Below are 17097 nucleotides of genomic sequence, written 5' to 3'. Positions count from 1 at the left end.
GAAGCTCGGCGATCCCCAGCCGCTTCTCGACCTCGCGCAATGTCAGCAGACCGCCGTCCGAGGACAGCAACTCGCCGTCGAAGCGGGCCACCACCGGCTTGCCGGCGACAGGTGACAGACCGGGGAGGCATGGGGTAGTTTCAACCGTGGCGGGCATCGCGTTCCGTGCTGATGAAGATTTGGCGTCGACACCCAATTCTTACATCGAATCAACGGTTTACACTATGTCCGCCAACCCTCATGCATAATGCAGGCTTAAACACCTGTCCAAAAAACCGGAGCCGCCGCAGTCTCGACCTGGACGGCGAGTTTGATCAGGCGCAGGCGCAAGGTATCGAACTGGATGCCACGCCAGCGTGAGCGACGCGGCATCGGGGAGCTAAAACTCCACATCAGCCAGTACGCGCCGATACCCAGGAACAGGCGCATCTGGTTGGTGCTGGCCCGCGACGACGCGGTGCGGTCGGCTGCGCGATGGGTCTTTCACGCCTTGATGTGAGTTTCACCCTGGCCGCGCGCGCAGTAGATGTTTTGATATAGGGTGCGTGGCGATCCAGCCTTCAGGTTGGCGACGATAAAGCCGGTATCGACCCCATCGGTCCGGCCTCGACGCGCGCGATGATCCGCTCGACGCGGTCCCAGCTTGGCGCACCATCATGGAACTCCTTGAACCTCCGAACTTTCTCGCCCGGTGTCTGTTCCGCCCGGGCCGCGCGGTGCTGGCCTCCAGAGCGATGACGTGTTTGCGCAGCGTCGATGTCGGCGCAACACTGAAGATGTAACTCAGGTCGCGCGCGCGACAGAAACGCAGCACTTCCGGCGTGCAATAGTGGGAATCGCCGCGCAGGATGATCGCGGTGCGCGGCCAGCGGCTACGGATGGCATCGATCAGGCGGCGCAGCCATTTGACGATCTGGCTCCCTTTCGGTCGGCATGCGGGGCGCAGCACGGCGGCGATCATACGGCCGTCACCATCGAACACCACGATCGGCTGGAAACCGTATTCATCGTGATGCGCGTTGAACAAACAGAGTTGCTGTACGCCGTGGACGGCATCGAAGGTATCGTCGATGTCGAGCACGATGCTGTTGGGCACCCTGCGGAAACTCGAGCAGTATTGCTCGACCATCGCCATGCCCATGCGCAGCAGAGCGCGGGGTCCGGGCAGGTTCTCAGTGCGCGAGATCGTTGCCTGCGAGCACAAATCCCCCGCCTCGGGCAGGCGCTCCATCGCGAGCTTGAAGATCGGATCGCGGCGCAACCTGTCCGCGTCCTTGCCATCCTCATAGCCGGCCGCGATCATCAGCATGCGAAACCGGATGATTTCGTCGAGCCCATAGACCACACGCCCGGGCGCACGAGGATCATCGATGCACGCGGCCAAACGACTTGCGATGCCGAGCCCGCTGCTCGATGGCGCCTAACCCCAGCAACCCCCCGTCGGAGGAAAGCAGATCGCCGTCGAACCGGGCCTCGATCGACTTGCCGGCGACAGGTGACAGACCAGGGAGAATTGGGGTATTTGCAACCGAGGCGAGCATGGCGTTCCGTCGTGGTGACGTTTTGTCTCGACAACACATTCTTACACCGAATCAACGGTTTATGCTATGCTCGCCGACCTTCATGCATAATGCGGGCTAAGTCAGTTGGAGTCGCTTAACGCGCCGCATTTCCTGATTTCAGTGCCCGACGCCTATCAATGCCGAGAGCGTCATTTCGATTATGTTGTGGAGACAGAAACCTTTGTGGAAATCGTCCATCCAGACCATAATGTATGGTATACACCTTATACCCTGTTTAATACGATTAAAAAATATTGTCGGATGAATACGAAAAAAATGTGGTTTTTCAATGAAATTTCTATACTCGCCTTAATCGCGAAGCAGTCGCAACCTGTTGTTTGAACATCATGGAGTTTGCTCCAAATCGACGACTTGGCTTGAGAACCCTACTCGAAATTCAAACGTGTCGGATTTTCGACCTTGCCAATCGTCGCATGATCAGGAAGGCGAGCGCCAGTTGCAACCATGCGAGCGCTGAGTTGATCGTCGCTTCGAAGTCCTTTGACAGGCGACGCGCGCGGTTGATCCAGCCGAGCGTTCGCTCGACCACCCAACGCTTCGGCAACACGACGAATCCCTTGATCTCTTTATCGGTCCGCTTGACGACCGTTACGATAATGTGGCTGGCTTCGAACGCCGCTCGCTGCGCCTCATCGCCTTGATAACCCGCGTCAAGGAAAGCCCTTTTCACCCAAGGGCTCTTGCGGCGAACGGCCCCCAGCAGCGGCGCGAGTGCGTCGCGGTCTTGCATGCTGGCTGGGGTGATCTGGCATTCGATGGGCAGTCCGAGCGTATCAACGGCGAGCTGGCGCTTGCGCCCCGTGACCTTCTTGCCGGCGTCGAAGCCGCGAGGACCGACCGCTTCTGTCGTTTTGACTGATTGGCTATCGACCACCACAGCGCTCGGCGTGGCCTCGCGGCCTTCCGCCTCGCGCGCGGTCATCACGAGGACCGAGACGATTTGCGCCCACAGGCCGCTGTCGCGCCAGGCGTAAAATCTGTTCTGGACGGTGGTGAACGGCGGAAAATCCTTTGGCAGGTATCGCCAGGGACAACCGCAGCGGATCATATAAAACAAAGCATTTAGAATGGCTTGTGGGTCCGTCTGCTTACGCCCGCGCCGTTTCGCCGGCGGCAGAAGCGGCGAGATCAAAGCAAACGCCGCCGCGGACATCTCGCTTGCATAGCGCGCCCGAATGACATCATACTTCGCTCGATGGGCCTCGTTCCAAGACATCGCGAATCTCCCCAAGTTGTTGCAAACTCAGGGAATCAAGACCTACGAAGCCGATTAACCGAATTTTAGGTCAGGCTTTCAGAAACGTTGTCGATAAATGCCGGAGGGTTGCGTTCACAGTAATGAAATCTTCAGTTTAAACAACACGCTTGTCGGCGCAGGGTTGTAGGCGGGGGTCAGGCTCATTACCTCGGACTGAGGCAATGGCATTGCCGGATCGATGGTGGACTGACCCGGCCGCGTCCGATGCGACGCAAGGAGATTTTGATGAACGATATGACGGTCGATAAAACGAACACCGCGACGCATGAGATGACCGGCAAATGCCCGTTCGGCGGCGATCGGGTCGGTGGCACTTTCGGGACACCGCCAACGCTTGAAAACTGGTATCCTGACCGGCTCAGGGTCGAGTTGTTGCATCAGAACGGCCTGGCGGCCGATCCGCTCGGTCCGGATTTCGACTATGCTGCTGAATTCGCGAAGCTGGATTTTGAAGCGCTCAAAAGCGACATCAAGCAATTCCTGACGACGCCGGTCGCCTGGTGGCCCGCTGATTATGACAATTACGGGCCGCAGATGATCCGCATGGCGTGGCACGCCGCCGGTACCTACCGGATCGCGGATGGCCGCGGTGGCGCGGGCACCGCGATGCAGCGCTTTGCGCCGATCAGCAGCTGGTGGGACAACGGCAATACCGATAAATCGCGCCGCCTGCTGCAACCGATCAAACACAAATACGGCAGCGCCCTCTCCTGGGGTGATCTGATGATTCTCACGGGTAATTGCGCGCTCGAAATCATGGGGTTTCCGACCTACGGGTTCGGCGGCGGCCGGCTCGATGCGTGGGAGGCCGATAACGCCACCTATTGGGGCCCGGAAATCTGGGACCCGAAGGACGTGGCCAGTTTCGACAGCATGGTGACCCGCGACAAGCGCTGGCGCGGCAAAAATGGCGACGCGGATTACGATCTTGAAAACCCGCTGGCGGCCTCGCACCAGGCGCTGATCTACGTCAATCCGGAAGGCCCGTATGCCAGCGGCGATCCGCTCGGCTCGGCGCGCGATATCCGCATCACTTTCACGCGCATGGCGATGAACGACGAGGAAACCGTGGCGCTCATCGCCGGCGGTCACGCGTTCGGCAAGAGCCATGGCATGGTCTCCGCCGCCGAGGTCGGGCCGCCGCCGGAAATCGCGCCGATGGAAGCGATGGGACTGGGTTGGAACAACCCGAAGGGTCCGGGTTTTGCGCAATACACCATGACCAACGGCATCGAAGGCAGTTGGACGCCGAACCCGACGCAATGGGATAACAGCTATCTCGAAAACCTGTTCAAATTCGAGTGGCAGCAGACCAGAAGCCCGGCCGGCGCCCTGCAGTGGACGCCGACCGATCCGAATGCGCCGAAAACGCCCGATGCCCATGTCAAAGGTCAGATGAACGATCTGATGATGATGACCAGCGACATCGCGCTCAAGCTTGACCCTGAATATCGGAAAATCTGCGAGAAATTCCTGGCCGATTTCGATGCGTTCACGCAGGCGTTTTCCAAGGCGTGGTACAAGCTGACCCACCGCGACATGGGACCGAAGTTTCGCTACCTCGGCCCGGAAGTGAAAATCGAGGATGATCTGCTCTGGCAGGACCCGCTGCCGGCGCGCGACTACGAACTCGTCGGCCCAGCCGAGATTGCCACGTTGAAGCAGGCGATCATGGCAACCGGCCTGTCGGTCTCCGACCTCGCCTTCACTGCGATTTCGGCGGCGGTGACGTATCGGGACAGTGACAAGCGCGGTGGTGCGAACGGCGGCCGCCTTGCGCTCGCGCCGCAGAGAGACTGGGCGGTCAATCGCCGTGCGGTCCCGGTGGTTGAAAAACTTCGCGACGTCATGGCGGATTTCAACGGCAGGCAGGCGGGCGGCAAACAGATCTCGCTGGCCGACCTGATCGTGCTCGGCGGGTGTTTGGCGGTCGAGATCGCGGCGCGGGCTGCGGGTGTTCCGGCCAGCGTGCCGTTCACCCCGGGTCGGGTCGATACGACGCAGGCGTTGACGGACATTGAAATGTTCGAGTGGCTGAAGCCGATCGTCGATGGGTTTCGCAACTATATCGATGATGACTTCAAGCAGATCTCCCAAGGTGCTGCGCCCGAGGAATTTTTCCTCGACAAAGCCAATCTGATGACGCTGACTGCCCCGGAGTGGACGGTTCTGACCGGCGGGCTGCGGGTGCTCAACGTCAATCACGACGGCTCGGATCACGGCGTGTTCACCGACAAGGTGGGGGTTCTGACGAATGCGTTTTTCGTCAATCTGACCGATACCGATCTGGTCTGGGAAAAGACCGACGAGAGCGCCATGCATTTCGTGCTCAAGGACCGGGCGACCGACACGCCGAAATTCCGCGCGACGCGGAATGATCTGGTGTTCGGCTCGAATTCGCAGTTGCGCGCGATCGCTGACGTCTATGCCGGCAGCGATGGTCAGCACCGTTTCGTCAAAGACTTCATCGCGGCATGGGACAAGGTGATGATGCTCGATCGCTACGACGTGAAGGGCCACAAGCGCTACGCGCCGATGGCTGCCTGATCAAATCTGATTGAACGGATGAAACGGGGTCGCCGCAAGGTGGCCCCGTTTTCGTGTGGGAACCGTTGGTGATCCGCACCAGTTTGATCTCTGCCCGATCGCCGGTTTGCCGAGTGGGCACCCGCCAAGAGTAAGGGATGTCGGTAGCGGGATGGGCGTGGGCAACGCGCGGGGATTTCCGGCGCGGGCGGATGCGCTGAAGCGGCCGTGACCGGATGGCTCGGCGCTTGGCGACGGGGTGGGGGCGGATGGTTGCAGGGTCAGGGGCTCGGGCTGGGGCGTCAGCCAGGATGGCAGCGCATTGCTCGTTCAGCGCGGCGAAATAGGCCCGGATGGCGCGGTGCAGCGTGGCCGGCATGCCGGCGGCATCGCAGAGGGCGAGCATCAGGTCGCACAGGACAGTGAGCAATGCGGCGATGCATTGGGTTTTCTGGGTGGCGGTCAGGGCCGGGCGGGGCGTGCTCACACCGGTTTATAGGCCGGGTGGGTGGGGGGTGGGCAAGAAAAATGTTATTCGTTTCGAATTTTTCTTGTTTTAAATTCAAAGATTAAGAATTTTCTTAACTCATTTTGTTAGCGCGGCTGCGGCAAGCGGTCGAGTAGGATTTTCGGGACGTGGAGGATCTGGAGCGCGCGGAGGGTCTGGGCGCGGGACTGGGGCCAGAAGGCGCAGAGGAAGAGCAAGGCGGCACCGATCGCGAGGCCGATGACGGCTAGGTTGCTGCTGACGACGCCTGAGGCGTGGAAGATTTCGTTGAGGGCGGCGACGACGTAGATCAGGGCCGATGCCAGGAAGGCGCGGCGGTCGATGGCAAGCGAGACAATGATCAGGATGAGATAGAGGACGACGGCGATGGCACTTTGTTCCAGCGCGGCGGTGGGCGGTTCAACAACGCCGCCGATCATCAGGTGCAACGCATCGAAGATAGGTTGGACGATAAGCGGGGCGGCGAGAAGATGGAGCCAGAATGCGACATCCGCGCGGTAGGTGGTGCGGGGTGGGTCGCTGAGATCCCAGCGCATGGCGTAGGCGAAGGTGGCGAGGCCGGCGATGAGGGTGAGTGTGTCAGGGAATTTGTCCGCGCCGGGAATGAGGATGATGACCAGGGCGGCGGCGGCGAAAAGGGTGGTGGCGGTGGTGCAGGCAATGGTGATCGGCACTTTGAAGCGACGCCAGTGCAGCCAGGCGCCGAGGGTAACGACGGCGGCGGCGGCAAAAACGACAAACTCCGGCATACTGCGTGGTGACGGGAGTAAGGCCTGCTGGTGGAATACGAGCCACCAGGGGAATTTGGCACCGACAAGGCCAAAGACCGCGTAAGCCAGGCCAAGAAGGAAGCCGAACAGCAGGACGATGCTGGGCAAAGCCATGCGGCGGCGGGCGGTGAAATAGAGTGCGAGGACCCAGGCCGTGGCGGCATCCGCCAGGCCAGTGCCGGTGGCGCTGGCGATGCGATCGCCGACGAAGCCGACGCCGACCAGGACCAGGATTATGGCGATGGAGACGAAAATGTCGTTGAAGCCGGTGAGCAGGCGGAATTGTTCTTCATCGGCACTGGCGGAGGCGCGATTATGAGCGATGAAGGCGCGGAAATCCGCGGCGGTTTGCGGGGTCAGCACACCGGCCTGGACGGCATCGGTCAGGTCAGGGTCGGTGTACATGTGGGCTCCGCCGATGATGGATACGGTGGGTCGTTAGCGCAGACGGTGTATGACGGCCAGAGGGGCCGGGGGAGACTCGATTGCAACGAGCGGGCTGGTGGCTGGACCGCGCCCGCTCGTGACGGGTCGATGTGATGCGTTCATGGCGTACCGGGAACAGGCACGATCTCGGCACCGCTACCGGTCTTGCGACCATGTCGGGAACCGCGGGCGTCAGAAAATGATTTTTTTATCGCTCCGTCGATCGATGCGGACTGCGCCTCCGGCCTTGCGGTCTCCGGATGACTAGCTGGCCCGGGCCATGCGGTCGTTCATGCCATATTGCGCTGCCGAGGGGTGGGCGATGGGCCGGTGGCGGGGAGATTGGGCGTGGTCTCTGGTACCGATGGCGAATTGTCCGACCAGCCTTGAGAGTTCATCTGCCTCTTTGGCGAGACTATGGCTGGCGGCGGTACTCTGTTCGACCATCGCCGCATTTTGCTGGGTGAACTGATCCATCTGATTAATCGCCGTATTGACCTCGTGCAGGGCGGTCGATTGTTCCTGGGTCGAAGCCGAGATATCCGCAACGACGGTGTTGAGTTGACTGACCTGTTCAACAATCCGCGTCAGGGCCTGGCCCGTTTCCGCGACGAGTTTGACACCAAGCTCCACGTGGCGCTCGGAGGTCGCGATGAGGGTCTTGATATCCTTGGCGGCATCGGCCGAGCGTTGCGCCAGGGCGCGCACTTCGGATGCCACCACGGCAAAGCCGCGACCGGCATCACCGGCACGGGCGGCTTCGACGCCGGCGTTCAGGGCCAGCAGATTGGTCTGGAACGCGATTTCATCGATGACGCCGATGATGTTGCCGATTTCGTGGGACGATTGTTCGATCCCGCTCATCGCCTGCACGGTCTCGCTCACGATCTGGCCCGATCGTTCCGCATCCGATTTTGCCCCGGCAACGATATTGTGCGCGCCCACGGCCCCTTCAGCCGTCTTGTGCACGGTCGCGGTGACCTGGTCGAGCGCTGCGGCGGTTTGTTCGAGGCTTGCGGCCTGTTGCTCGGTACGGCGGGCCAGATCGTCCGAGGCCTGGGTGATCTGACCGGCGCCGCTCCGCACGGCCTGGGTATTTTCGGCGATGGCCCGCATCGTCTGCTGGAGTTTGCCAAGCGCCTGATTGAAATCGGTTCGGAGCTTGTCGAGTTCGGGGATGAACGGGTGTTCGATGCGTTGTTCAAGATCACCTTCGGCAAGCGAAGTCAGCGCGTGGCCGATTTCAGTGACGGCGAAAACGCGCTTGGTGACGTCGCTCGCGAATTTCACAATCTTAACAACCTTCCCGGCGTGGTCGAGGATTGGATTGTAATTTGCCTGCACGACAATGGCAGACCCTTGCTTGGTGATGCGCCTGAACTCGCCCGCCAGAGATTCCCCCCGATTCAAATCCCGCCAGAATTTCAAGTAATCTTCGCTTTCCCGATAGCCAGGTTCGACGAAAGCCGCGTGCTTCATGCCGATAAGCTCATCCCGAGAGTATCCTATCAAGCTGATAAAATTGTCGTTCGCATCGACGATGGTGCCAGCGGGCGAGAGTTCGACCCGCGCCCGGGAGCGGCCGATCGCCGTCATTTGCGCCGCGAAATCGTCATTCAGCAGACGTGGCCCGGCATCGGACCATTCGACCACGTAGCCGATCGATTTATTGCGCTTTCGCAATGGCGTCACCAGAAGATCGAACGCGTGTTTGCCGACCCGGATGGTCGCGCTGTGGCGCTCGCGCAAATTGGCCAGCATGGTGCGCTGATGGGTGGGATTTTTGTGGAAGATATCGATATTGCTGCCAATCAGGGTCGCCATATCGAACCGTGGCAGATCCTGTTTCAGGTCAGATTCCACGCCTTGCAAGAGCGCGCGAACCGCTGGGTTCATATACGTGATGTTCAGATTTTCGTCCGCAATCATCACGTTTGTGCGTAACGCATCGATGCTTGATAATTTCGCGTTCGACAATTTTGATCGGAACCAGCTTTTTATCACAATAAAATCCCCTTCGATCGTGCCAGGAAGCTGCCGGGCAGCCGCTCCATGTCCTGTCAGCGCGTTAAATCCATTGACTGGTTTCGTAACAAACAGACGTTACGAATTCATTAATGGACTGGGGGCTTGGAAATTCCGGTTGCGCCGCGCTGCGGTGCTCAGAGCCAGGGGCCGGTGAAGTTTTCGCATGCATCGCGCACATCATGGTTCGGAGCAATGAGCGGCTGATCGAGCTGGCTGAGGCTGGCGTTATGCTGGGGTGGCGGGGTTTATCGCGCGCCGGACGTTATCCGTTCGATGATCGTTTCGCGCTCGGCCCGGCTGGCGGCGCCGCGCGCGCGGGCGGCGGACAAGACGTCCGGCGGGGCGGTTTCGGGGGTGCCGGCGTTGAAGGGGGGTTCGGGAGCGTATTCGAGGGCGAGCTGGATGGTTTCGGCGGCGGATTGGCAGGCGAGTTCGGCCGCGAGGGTCAGGGCGAAGTCGATCCCGGCGGTGACGCCGCCGCCGGTGAGGATGTTGCCGTCGCGGACGACGCGGGCTTTGACGGGGGTGGCGCCGAGGCGCGCCAGCAGGTCGAGCGCGGACCAATGGGTGGTGGCGCGTTTGCCGGCGAGCAGGCCGGCGGCGCCGAGCAGGAGGGCGCCGGTGCAGACCGAGGTGATGTAGCGCGCGGTGTTCGCCTGGGTTTTGACGAAGCTGAGGATGGTTGCGTCGGTGAGCAGCGCGTTGATGCCGATGCCGCCGGGGATGCAGATGATGTCGAGGGGCGGGCAGTCGGTGATTGTGGTGGTGGGGGTGAGGATGAGGCCGGTGGCGGTGGTGATGGGGGTGAGGGTTTTCCAGATCAGGTGGAGCGTGGTGTCGGGCAGGGTGGCGAAGACCTCATAGGGGCCGGTAAGGTCGAGTTGCTGGACGCGGGGGAAGGTCAGGAGGCCGATGTGGAGGGGCATGGGGTTGGGGCTTCATGGTGGGCGGTTGGGGCGGGCCTGGATTGCTTCGCAAGGGCTCGCAATGACGGTTTAATGTTGTTTTATAGAAGTCTTTGGTTCTTTTTTACAAAAGAGAACGGCTTGCCTGCATCCGTGCCGCGCGGGAGCTGGATTCATGATCATCCCCACCGCCGGAGGGTTTCAAGGTCGCGGCTGGTATTTTGGCGGATAGTGCGGGCATTGGCGAGGATGACGATCGTGGCTGTCAGAAACATGCCGGAGCCACCGATCGAGACCGCGATTTTGGCGCCGGTGATGATGGCGTGGAGCAGGCGATCGGGGCCACCGAGCGGCGTATAGAGGAGGCTGTGGGTGACGCCCTGGCCGGAGAGGATTGTGCCGGCAATGAAGGGATTGGGGCGCAGGGCGTACCAGTAGGGTACGGCGGTGGCCATCCAATGGAGGTAACCATCGAGGTCGTTGGTGATCAGGGTCAGGGCGAACAAAGCGAACAAGGTGAGTCCAGCGAGGGCGGTGATCAGGCGGATGCGGATTCCGGCTGGCGATGGGCGGCGGCCTGATGCGTGGGTGGCCAGCGCGGCGTTCACCAGGGAATAGTTCAATATTTTGAAGCGCCTGGGGATCAATCGGGCGAAATGGAGGGCGAGGTAGATGCCGGCGATGATGCCGATCAGGATCGCGGCGCGGCCGGCCGGGCCGTAGATGTGGTCGGCCCGGAGCACGGCGAGGACGGGAAAGATCGCGCCGGCGGGACGTTCGATCATGCCGCATAGCGATCGGAAGACAGGGATCTGGGTCGCGGCGATCGGGAGCAGGATGAGCAGCGGCGGAACGAGGCGGGCGAATACCGGGATGCGATCAGCGCGGTCAATGGCGGATCGATCGACGGACAATGGCTCCATAATCAATGTATAGAAGTTTTTTGGTTCTTTTTTACAAAAAAGAACAACTTGCTTTCCTCTTTCTACGCCACCGACGTCTCATGCGTTGCCGAGAAGTGAATCTCCGGCGCGCGCTCCTGCGCATAGCGCAGGGACCAGGCGTCGCGCGCGAGGAACACCGGGCTGTCGTCGCGGTCGAGGCCCATGGTGGATTGGTTGGCGTCGATGAAGTCTTTCAGGCGTTTGGGGTCGGCCGAGGAGATCCAGCGGGCGGTGGTGTAGGGGGAGGCTTCGAAGCGGATCGGGATTTTGTATTCGGTGTCGATGCGGGCGGCGAGCACGTCGAGCTGGAGGGCGCCGACGACGCCGACGATCCAGTCCGCGCCGAGCATCGGGCGGAAGATTTGGGCGACGCCTTCCTCGGCGAGATCTTCGAGGGCGCGGCGGAGTTGTTTCGCGCGCATCGGGTCGGCGAGGATGATGCGGCGGAGGATTTCCGGGGCGAAGCTGGGGATGCCGGTGAAGCGGAGGGGTTCGCCTTCGGTGAGGGTGTCGCCGACGCGCAAGGACCCGTGGTTGGGGATGCCGATGATGTCGCCGGGCCAGGCTTCCTCGGCCAGGGAACGGTCGCGCGCGAAGAAGAAGATAGGCGCCTGGATCGCCATGGTTTTGCCGGCGCGGACGTGAAACAGTTTCATGCCGCGCTGAAAGCGGCCGGAGCAGATGCGGGTGAAGGCGATGCGGTCGCGGTGGTTGGGGTCCATGTTGGCCTGGACCTTGAAGACGAAGCCGGTCACGCTGGGGTCGGATGCGGCGACGGGGTGTGGTTCGGCGCGCTGGCTGGTCGGCGCCGGGGCGAAGGCGGAGAGCATGGCGAGGAGTTCGACCACGCCGTAGTCCTTCAGGGCGCTGCCGAACAGGACGGGGGTGAGGTGGCCGGCGCGGAAGGCGGTTTCCTCGAACGCCGGGTAGGCGGCGGTGAGTTCGATCGCGTCCTGGACTTCGGCCATCTGTTCGGGCGGCACATCGACCGGGGCGAAGATTTCGCCATCCGGGGAAACGCGGCCGATCGGGCGGTTTTGCGTGATGTCCCAGCAGCCGCGGAACAGGCCGCCCATGCCGATCGGCCAGACCATCGGGCAGACATCGAGTGCGAGGGTGCTTGCGATTTCATCGAGCAGGGTGAACGGGTCCTGGCCTTCGCGGTCGATTTTGTTGATGAAGGTGATGATCGGGATGTCGCGCAGGCGGCAGACTTCGAAGAGTTTGAGGGTCTGCGCCTCGATGCCGCGGGCGGCGTCGATCACCATGACGGCGGCATCGACCGCGGTGAGGGTGCGGTAGGTGTCCTCGCTGAAATCCTGGTGGCCCGGCGTGTCGAGCAGGTTGAAGACGACATCGTGCCAGGTGAAGGTCATGACCGAGGAGGTGACGGAGATGCCGCGCTGGCGCTCGATCGCCATCCAGTCCGAGCGGGTGTTGCGGCGCTCGCGGCGGGCCTTGACCATGCCGGCTTCGTGGATGGCGCCGCCGAACAGGAGGAGTTTTTCGGTGAGCGTGGTCTTGCCGGCATCGGGGTGGGAGATGATCGCGAAGGTGCGGCGGGGGAGCGCGCCCTGGGTGGTGGCGTGGTCGGGGATCAGGGTCATGTCGTCCATCGCCGCATTATAGCAACCGGGGGCGGCAATGTGTAGGGAAAGGCCGTGACCCCTGCCCGGTTCATCAGCGCCGATATCTATCGTGAGCCGATCGCGGTGCCGCCGCATCCGCTGGCGACGCTGCGCGCGCCGCTGGCGGAGGATCTGGCGCGCGCGATGGGGTGGCTGGACGAGGGCCGGTTCGTCGCGGCACCGATCGCGGACCGGCGCGCGTTGGAGCGGTTTCATGCGCCCGCTTATATCGATGCGCTGCTGCGGGCCGAGGCGGAGCAAGGGTTGCCGGAAGAGCTGCGGGCGCGGTTTCGGATCGGGGCGGATGCGAACCCGATCCACCCGGCGGTGTACCGGCGGCCGGCGACCTCGGCCGGGGGCGCGATGCTGGCGGCGGCGCTGACGGCGGATGGCGGGGTGGTGCAGGTGCCGGGTGCGGGCAATCATCACGCCTGGCCGGCGCGGGCGAGCGGGTTTTGTTACATCAACGATGCGGTGCTGGGGATTCTGGCCTGGCTCGATCAGGGGTTGCGGCGGGTGGTGTATCTCGATCTGGATGCGCATCACGGCGATGGGGTGGAGGCGGCGTTTGCGGATGATGCGCGGGTGCTGACCATCAGCGTGCATGAGGCCGGGCGCTGGCCGCGCACGGGCATGGCGTCGGATGCGGCGTGCGGGGTGATCAATTTCGCCGTGCCGGAAGGGTTCAACGATGCGGAGCTTGGCTGGCTGATGGCGCGCGCGATCGTGCCGCGGATCGAACGGTTCCGCCCCGAGGCGATCATGCTGCTGCCGGGGGCGGATGCGCTGGCGGATGACGCGATGAGCCGGCTGGCGCTGTCGAACCGCGGGCTGTGGGCGGCGGTGGCGGCGGTGCGGGAGCTGGCGCCGCGGCTGATGGTGCTGGGCGGCGGCGGCTATAATCCTTATGCGCTGGCGCGCGCCTGGGCGGGGATCTGGGCGGTGCTGAACGATATTCCCATCCCCGCGACGCTGCCGCGGGCGGCCTTGGACGTGCTGGGCGGGATACGCTATTTCCGGGGTGCGGCGCGGCCGCGGCCGGCGCATTGGTTGACCGCGCTGGCCGATCCGCCGCAAGACGGGACGGTGCGGCCGGCGGTGCGCGCCATGGCCGCCTGAATTTTGGAGTGGATCGATGAAGCGACTGACGGGATTTGTGCTGGCGTGCGTGGTGGGCGGCGTGATTGGCATCGCCCACGCCGATACCGAAATCACCGGGCCGCAGAAACCGCTGCCGACCGAGACGCTCACCATCGTCAATCAGCACGGCAAGCGCTTCACCTTCAAGGTGGAACAGGCGATGACGCCGCGCCAGCAGGAAATCGGCCTGATGTTCCGCAAGAGCATCGCGGGCGACCAGGGCATGATCTTTCCGTGGAACCCGCCGCAGGTTTCGGAGATGTGGATGAAAAACACGCTCGTGCCGCTGGATATGGTGTTCATCGGGCCGCACGGCACGATCCGCCATATCGCCAACCAGACCGTGCCGCAAAGTCTGCGGGTGATTTCGAGCCACGTGCCGGTCGCGGCCACGCTGGAATTGCAGGGCGGCATCACCGCCAAGGACGATATCGACGTGGGGGACAAAGTGATCGCCAAGCAATTCGGCGATGACAAGTGAGTTGCTTGCGCTGAAGCCGCACCCGGCATAGGAAGCGGATCATTCGGGGCGTGGCGCAGCCTGGTAGCGCGCTTGTTTTGGGTACAAGAGGCCCCCGGTTCGAGTCCGGGCGCCCCGATGCTTTACGAGGAACCGATATGAACCGCGCCCGCATCTATTTGCCGCCGAAAACCGCCATGCAGTCCGGCTGGGCGAAAACCCACCGCTGGGTGCTGGAATTCGAACCCGCCATGGCGAAAACCATCGACCCGCTGATGGGCTGGACCGGCTCCGCCGATATGCTCGCAACCGAGGTGCGCCTGTCGTTCGATACCCGCGACGAAGCCATACGCTACGCCGAACGCCACGGCATTGCCTACGACCTCGAAATCCCCACCGAACACACCCGCAAACCCAAAGCCTACGCCGATAACTTCAAGTTCGACCGCCGCGCCAACTGGACCCATTGACGCCAACCACACCACCAGCAATTGATCCCAGCAGCGGCCCCGTAGCTCAACTGGATAGAGCACCCGCCTTCTAAGCGGGATGTTGCGTGTTCGAGCCACGCCGGGGTCGCCATAAAATCAATGACTTACGGGGCGTTCGTTGCAGTAAATGATTGCTCGAAACTTTCGGGGCAACATTCGGGGCAACAATCCGCATAGCTGAATTGCACCAGATGCCTAAGCCGCCGCAAAAAAAATCGGCCCCAGGTTCCCCCGAGGCCGTCAAGTTTTTTGGAGGCTCAGTATTAGAGCCGTAATCGTCTTACCGGCTGACTCCCCACCGTCCAGCAATCGCAGATTGCAACGATAACGATACCGTTCACGCATTTGTCAGGGGGGATACAAGGCGCAGAAATAAAGCACCCGAAGGTGCTTTAAGTTTGTCTGTTCTTTATTATGAGACATCAGCGGGTAACATTTGGATATCGATTCTTCCTAATCATTTCCCCGTTATCTCGGCCTCCAATTCATCCCGCGCTACCAGCACCCGATCACGCCACGGCGTCAGGGTTGCCAGCGCCGGCTCGAACGCATCCGGGTCAATCTCCGAACCGTCCGCGACGCTCTGCAATCCGCATAGTACCGTGACGGTGCCCGATAAGGCAGCGTGCAAGCCACGGAGGTCCAGGCCACCAGGCCATGCTGCATCCGACGGGGCGGTGTAGTCGTGACCGCTGATCAGTGCCGCGCCACCGGGTTTCGGATCAGGCGCGTCCACGGGGCCGTCAGGGGTAAACTCCACCCCCTTTTCGACTTGTTCGATAATCAACCGAGCAAGCAGATCGATTGCGGTGCCGGCTATGGGCTTGTTTTCGCTGATCTCCCGCGCGGCTATGTCTCGCAGGATGCCGGCGATCTCTCCGATCTGGTACAGCAGATCAAACATCTCGGCGGGGATAGAATGGCGGGTCATGAGATGGCCCTCGCATCCCGGACCAACATGGCAACAAGCTGGTCATTGATGCAACCGTGTTGCTCCGGTTCACCGATCTGCGAATCCCATAGACCAAGGCTCTGCGCCACGGCCGCGAACCCGGCGAGGGTGGTGATGCGGTGGCTGGTGATCTCTCTGGCAAGGGCGCGTTGCTCATCCTGAATCGGATCGGTCACGGTGTCGCGGGCATCATCGTCAGGAATGTGATTTTCGCCGCCCGTGTGGAACGAAAGATAGTGCCGTTCGTTCGCATCGAAACGGGCGCACAAGGCGATAAGCTCGGCATCGGGGTTGCTGGCCTGAGCAGCGATCGGTGCGACCAGCGCGGCAGCGGTGCCAGCGGCGAGGCTGGCGAGGGTGCGGCGGCGGTTCATGATCCCACCCCTTCGCTCAGACCGCGTGTGATGGCTTGCGTGGCAATCCGGGTCAGCATGGCGCGCTCGCCAGGCGAACCTGCCAGGGCGCGGAGTTCGCCAACCTGCCGCTCGACCAGCGCTTTGATTGCGCCGATGTTCGGCGTGTTGTTGTTCGCAGGATACAGGAATCCTGTATGATTGTTGGTAGCCATCTTCATTCTTCTCCATTCGGTGTTGATGGTTAGGCCCGGTTGCGAGGTGCGAACTCTCAATCGGGCCGGCCATAATTATGCCATGTATGCCATCGGCGTCAACATAATATATGTCGTTGACGCTAGTTTCGCATTTATGTATATTCCGGGCATGGATGAGCCAAATTCGGAGCGGATTATCACCCCGATGTCGAAATCGCTGGTAGCGGCGATCGATGATTTTCGTTTCGCTCAGCGGGTTCCGTCGAGAGCCGAGGCCATCCGCCAACTGATCGAGGCCGGCCTTAAAGCACTGGCGAACTCATGAGCACTCACCCCACCATCCCGACGAACCGCCCCGCGAACGCAATCGGCTTCGTCACCACGCATCATCGCCGCACGGAACGCCTCGCGATGTACGACATCCGCCCCAGTGCGAAGGGTGCGAACTTCTTTGCGGCCGATGCCACGCTGGCCAAGATCGGCGCGGCGCTGGCGGGCCAGGGCTTCACGCTGCTGGCGGATGGGTTTGTCATCGCCGGTTGAACTCACCGCCGCACGGATCGCGCTGGTCATGACTGTCGCACAATTCGCTGCGGTAATCGCGACCGGATGTGATGCAATTATTGTCTATTGTTCGGAGTGTACGTGCTAAGATGTTCAATTGGGAAGCCGTTGGCGCGCATTTTTATTATTGCATCAGCGAGTGTTCTCTTGGCTTCATCTCGTATCGTTTGAGAAACACGCGGGTCTTGCGAAACTTCGGACAGGGCAGCAGTTGCTTCGGGGATATGATGTAACCATTCACACCCCCCTGTCTTGCCTGGAACAGCGCGTTAGCGGGTGATCGATAGGACGGCGCAATAGGGGCTTGCGTTTCTATCCGAATCGGATTCTACGATTCTGATGCGGCGTCAGAGAATCCCCGGCC

The 17097-nt window shown here is 61.7% G+C and carries 17 protein-coding genes, 2 tRNA genes and 3 pseudogenes; 9 read left to right on the top strand and 13 right to left on the bottom strand.

Going from position 1 to position 17097, the window contains the following annotated elements:
* From AruPA_RS20065 to AruPA_RS20050, 4 genes and pseudogenes are all read right to left on the bottom strand, one after another.
* Window positions 1-157: pseudogene (locus tag AruPA_RS20065) on the bottom strand (IS1380 family transposase); the annotation flags it as partial.
* Window positions 158-255: 98 nt separating this feature from the next.
* Window positions 256-564, bottom strand: a pseudogene (locus tag AruPA_RS21885) (transposase).
* Complete coding sequence (locus AruPA_RS20055; protein ID WP_265638522.1) at window positions 503-1384, bottom strand: IS1380 family transposase; 882 nt, start codon at window positions 1382-1384, stop codon at window positions 503-505. The pseudogene AruPA_RS21885 and the gene AruPA_RS20055 overlap by 62 nt, the downstream one beginning before the upstream one ends.
* A gap of 575 nt (window positions 1385-1959) precedes the next feature.
* Window positions 1960-2799, bottom strand: a complete 840-nt coding sequence (locus AruPA_RS20050) for an IS5 family transposase (RefSeq protein WP_265638521.1) — start codon at window positions 2797-2799, stop codon at window positions 1960-1962.
* 276 nt (window positions 2800-3075) lie between these two features.
* On the opposite strand from AruPA_RS20050, the gene katG reads away from it, so the two are divergent.
* Both katG and AruPA_RS20040 read left to right on the top strand, forming a co-directional pair.
* Window positions 3076-5388 (top strand): catalase/peroxidase HPI, encoded by a 2313-nt coding sequence (gene katG / locus AruPA_RS20045; RefSeq protein WP_408859057.1) that lies wholly within the window; start codon window positions 3076-3078, stop codon window positions 5386-5388.
* Between the two features lie 301 nt (window positions 5389-5689).
* Window positions 5690-5866, top strand: coding sequence for a hypothetical protein (locus AruPA_RS20040; RefSeq protein WP_265638518.1), 177 nt, complete (start codon window positions 5690-5692; stop codon window positions 5864-5866).
* Window positions 5867-5961: 95 nt separating this feature from the next.
* Here AruPA_RS20040 and AruPA_RS20035 read toward each other — a convergent pair whose 3' ends face one another.
* The 6 genes and pseudogenes from AruPA_RS20035 to AruPA_RS20010 form a co-directional block, all read right to left on the bottom strand.
* Window positions 5962-7050 (bottom strand): hypothetical protein, encoded by a 1089-nt coding sequence (locus AruPA_RS20035; protein ID WP_265638517.1) that lies wholly within the window; start codon window positions 7048-7050, stop codon window positions 5962-5964.
* A gap of 285 nt (window positions 7051-7335) precedes the next feature.
* Entirely contained in the window at window positions 7336-8361 is a 1026-nt protein-coding gene (locus AruPA_RS20030; protein WP_265638524.1) for a methyl-accepting chemotaxis protein, read from the bottom strand.
* 24 nt (window positions 8362-8385) lie between these two features.
* Window positions 8386-8967: pseudogene (locus AruPA_RS21880) on the bottom strand (PAS domain-containing protein); the annotation flags it as partial.
* 377 nt (window positions 8968-9344) lie between these two features.
* Window positions 9345-10025 carry a DJ-1/PfpI family protein gene (locus AruPA_RS20020; RefSeq protein ID WP_265638516.1) on the bottom strand — a complete coding sequence of 227 codons (681 nt, stop codon included), beginning with the start codon at window positions 10023-10025 and terminating at the stop codon, window positions 9345-9347.
* A 158-nt stretch (window positions 10026-10183) separates the two neighbouring features.
* Complete coding sequence (locus AruPA_RS20015; protein ID WP_265638515.1) at window positions 10184-10927, bottom strand: hypothetical protein; 744 nt, start codon at window positions 10925-10927, stop codon at window positions 10184-10186.
* A gap of 62 nt (window positions 10928-10989) precedes the next feature.
* Window positions 10990-12555, bottom strand: a complete 1566-nt coding sequence (locus AruPA_RS20010; protein WP_408859054.1) for a peptide chain release factor 3 — start codon at window positions 12553-12555, stop codon at window positions 10990-10992.
* Between the two features lie 54 nt (window positions 12556-12609).
* Between AruPA_RS20010 and AruPA_RS20005 the strand changes: the two genes are divergently transcribed.
* From AruPA_RS20005 to AruPA_RS19985, 5 genes are all read left to right on the top strand, one after another.
* Window positions 12610-13695, top strand: a complete 1086-nt coding sequence (locus tag AruPA_RS20005) for an acetoin utilization protein AcuC (protein WP_265638513.1) — start codon at window positions 12610-12612, stop codon at window positions 13693-13695.
* Window positions 13696-13711: 16 nt separating this feature from the next.
* Window positions 13712-14197 carry a DUF192 domain-containing protein gene (locus tag AruPA_RS20000; protein WP_265638512.1) on the top strand — a complete coding sequence of 162 codons (486 nt, stop codon included), beginning with the start codon at window positions 13712-13714 and terminating at the stop codon, window positions 14195-14197.
* Between the two features lie 44 nt (window positions 14198-14241).
* Window positions 14242-14315, top strand: a tRNA-Pro gene (locus AruPA_RS19995).
* A 19-nt stretch (window positions 14316-14334) separates the two neighbouring features.
* Window positions 14335-14646 carry an ETC complex I subunit gene (locus tag AruPA_RS19990; protein ID WP_029314317.1) on the top strand — a complete coding sequence of 104 codons (312 nt, stop codon included), beginning with the start codon at window positions 14335-14337 and terminating at the stop codon, window positions 14644-14646.
* Between the two features lie 35 nt (window positions 14647-14681).
* A tRNA-Arg gene (locus tag AruPA_RS19985) sits at window positions 14682-14758 on the top strand.
* Window positions 14759-15124: 366 nt separating this feature from the next.
* Here AruPA_RS19985 and AruPA_RS19980 read toward each other — a convergent pair.
* From AruPA_RS19980 to AruPA_RS19970, 3 genes are read right to left on the bottom strand one after another with little or no spacing between them, the layout of a single operon-like run.
* On the bottom strand, window positions 15125-15571 hold the full coding sequence (locus AruPA_RS19980; RefSeq protein WP_265638511.1) for a hypothetical protein: 447 nt from the start codon (window positions 15569-15571) through the stop codon (window positions 15125-15127).
* Between the two features lie 23 nt (window positions 15572-15594).
* The gene (locus tag AruPA_RS19975) at window positions 15595-15993 is read right to left on the bottom strand and encodes a hypothetical protein (protein ID WP_265638510.1); all 399 of its coding nucleotides are present in this window, start codon (window positions 15991-15993) and stop codon (window positions 15595-15597) included.
* The gene (locus tag AruPA_RS19970) at window positions 15990-16187 is read right to left on the bottom strand and encodes a hypothetical protein (protein ID WP_265638509.1); all 198 of its coding nucleotides are present in this window, start codon (window positions 16185-16187) and stop codon (window positions 15990-15992) included. Before AruPA_RS19970 ends, AruPA_RS19975 begins: the two co-directional genes overlap by 4 nt.
* Between AruPA_RS19970 and AruPA_RS19965 the strand changes: the two genes are divergently transcribed.
* Complete coding sequence (locus tag AruPA_RS19965; RefSeq protein WP_265638508.1) at window positions 16174-16494, top strand: hypothetical protein; 321 nt, start codon at window positions 16174-16176, stop codon at window positions 16492-16494. The two genes, AruPA_RS19970 and AruPA_RS19965, sit on opposite strands and share 14 nt — an antisense overlap.
* Window positions 16491-16712 carry a hypothetical protein gene (locus tag AruPA_RS19960; protein WP_265638507.1) on the top strand — a complete coding sequence of 74 codons (222 nt, stop codon included), beginning with the start codon at window positions 16491-16493 and terminating at the stop codon, window positions 16710-16712. The genes AruPA_RS19965 and AruPA_RS19960 overlap by 4 nt, the downstream gene beginning before the upstream one ends.
* The last annotated feature ends 385 nt before the right edge of the window (window positions 16713-17097 follow it).

The organism is Acidiphilium sp. PA (assembly GCF_026191915.1).
Lineage (GTDB): Bacteria > Pseudomonadota > Alphaproteobacteria > Acetobacterales > Acetobacteraceae > Acidiphilium.
Note: the sequence above shows the minus strand (reverse complement) of the source record. Positions and strands in the feature narration are given on the sequence as shown.

Bases quoted from the DNA above. Each gene is read 5' to 3' on its own strand.
- AruPA_RS20050 (WP_265638521.1), bottom strand. From the start codon at position 2,799: ATGTCTTGGAACGAGGCCCATCGAGCGAAGTATGATGTCATTCGGGCG.
- katG (WP_408859057.1), top strand. From the start codon at position 3,076: ATGACGGTCGATAAAACGAACACCGCGACGCATGAGATGACCGGCAAA.
- AruPA_RS20035 (WP_265638517.1), bottom strand. From the start codon at position 7,050: ATGTACACCGACCCTGACCTGACCGATGCCGTCCAGGCCGGTGTGCTG.
- AruPA_RS20020 (WP_265638516.1), bottom strand. From the start codon at position 10,025: ATGCCCCTCCACATCGGCCTCCTGACCTTCCCCCGCGTCCAGCAACTC.
- AruPA_RS20015 (WP_265638515.1), bottom strand. From the start codon at position 10,927: ATGGAGCCATTGTCCGTCGATCGATCCGCCATTGACCGCGCTGATCGC.
- AruPA_RS20010 (WP_408859054.1), bottom strand. From the start codon at position 12,555: ATGACCCTGATCCCCGACCACGCCACCACCCAGGGCGCGCTCCCCCGC.
- AruPA_RS20000 (WP_265638512.1), top strand. From the start codon at position 13,712: ATGAAGCGACTGACGGGATTTGTGCTGGCGTGCGTGGTGGGCGGCGTG.
- AruPA_RS19990 (WP_029314317.1), top strand. From the start codon at position 14,335: ATGAACCGCGCCCGCATCTATTTGCCGCCGAAAACCGCCATGCAGTCC.
- AruPA_RS19980 (WP_265638511.1), bottom strand. From the start codon at position 15,571: ATGTTTGATCTGCTGTACCAGATCGGAGAGATCGCCGGCATCCTGCGA.
- AruPA_RS19975 (WP_265638510.1), bottom strand. From the start codon at position 15,993: ATGAACCGCCGCCGCACCCTCGCCAGCCTCGCCGCTGGCACCGCTGCC.
- AruPA_RS19970 (WP_265638509.1), bottom strand. From the start codon at position 16,187: ATGGCTACCAACAATCATACAGGATTCCTGTATCCTGCGAACAACAAC.
- AruPA_RS19960 (WP_265638507.1), top strand. From the start codon at position 16,491: ATGAGCACTCACCCCACCATCCCGACGAACCGCCCCGCGAACGCAATC.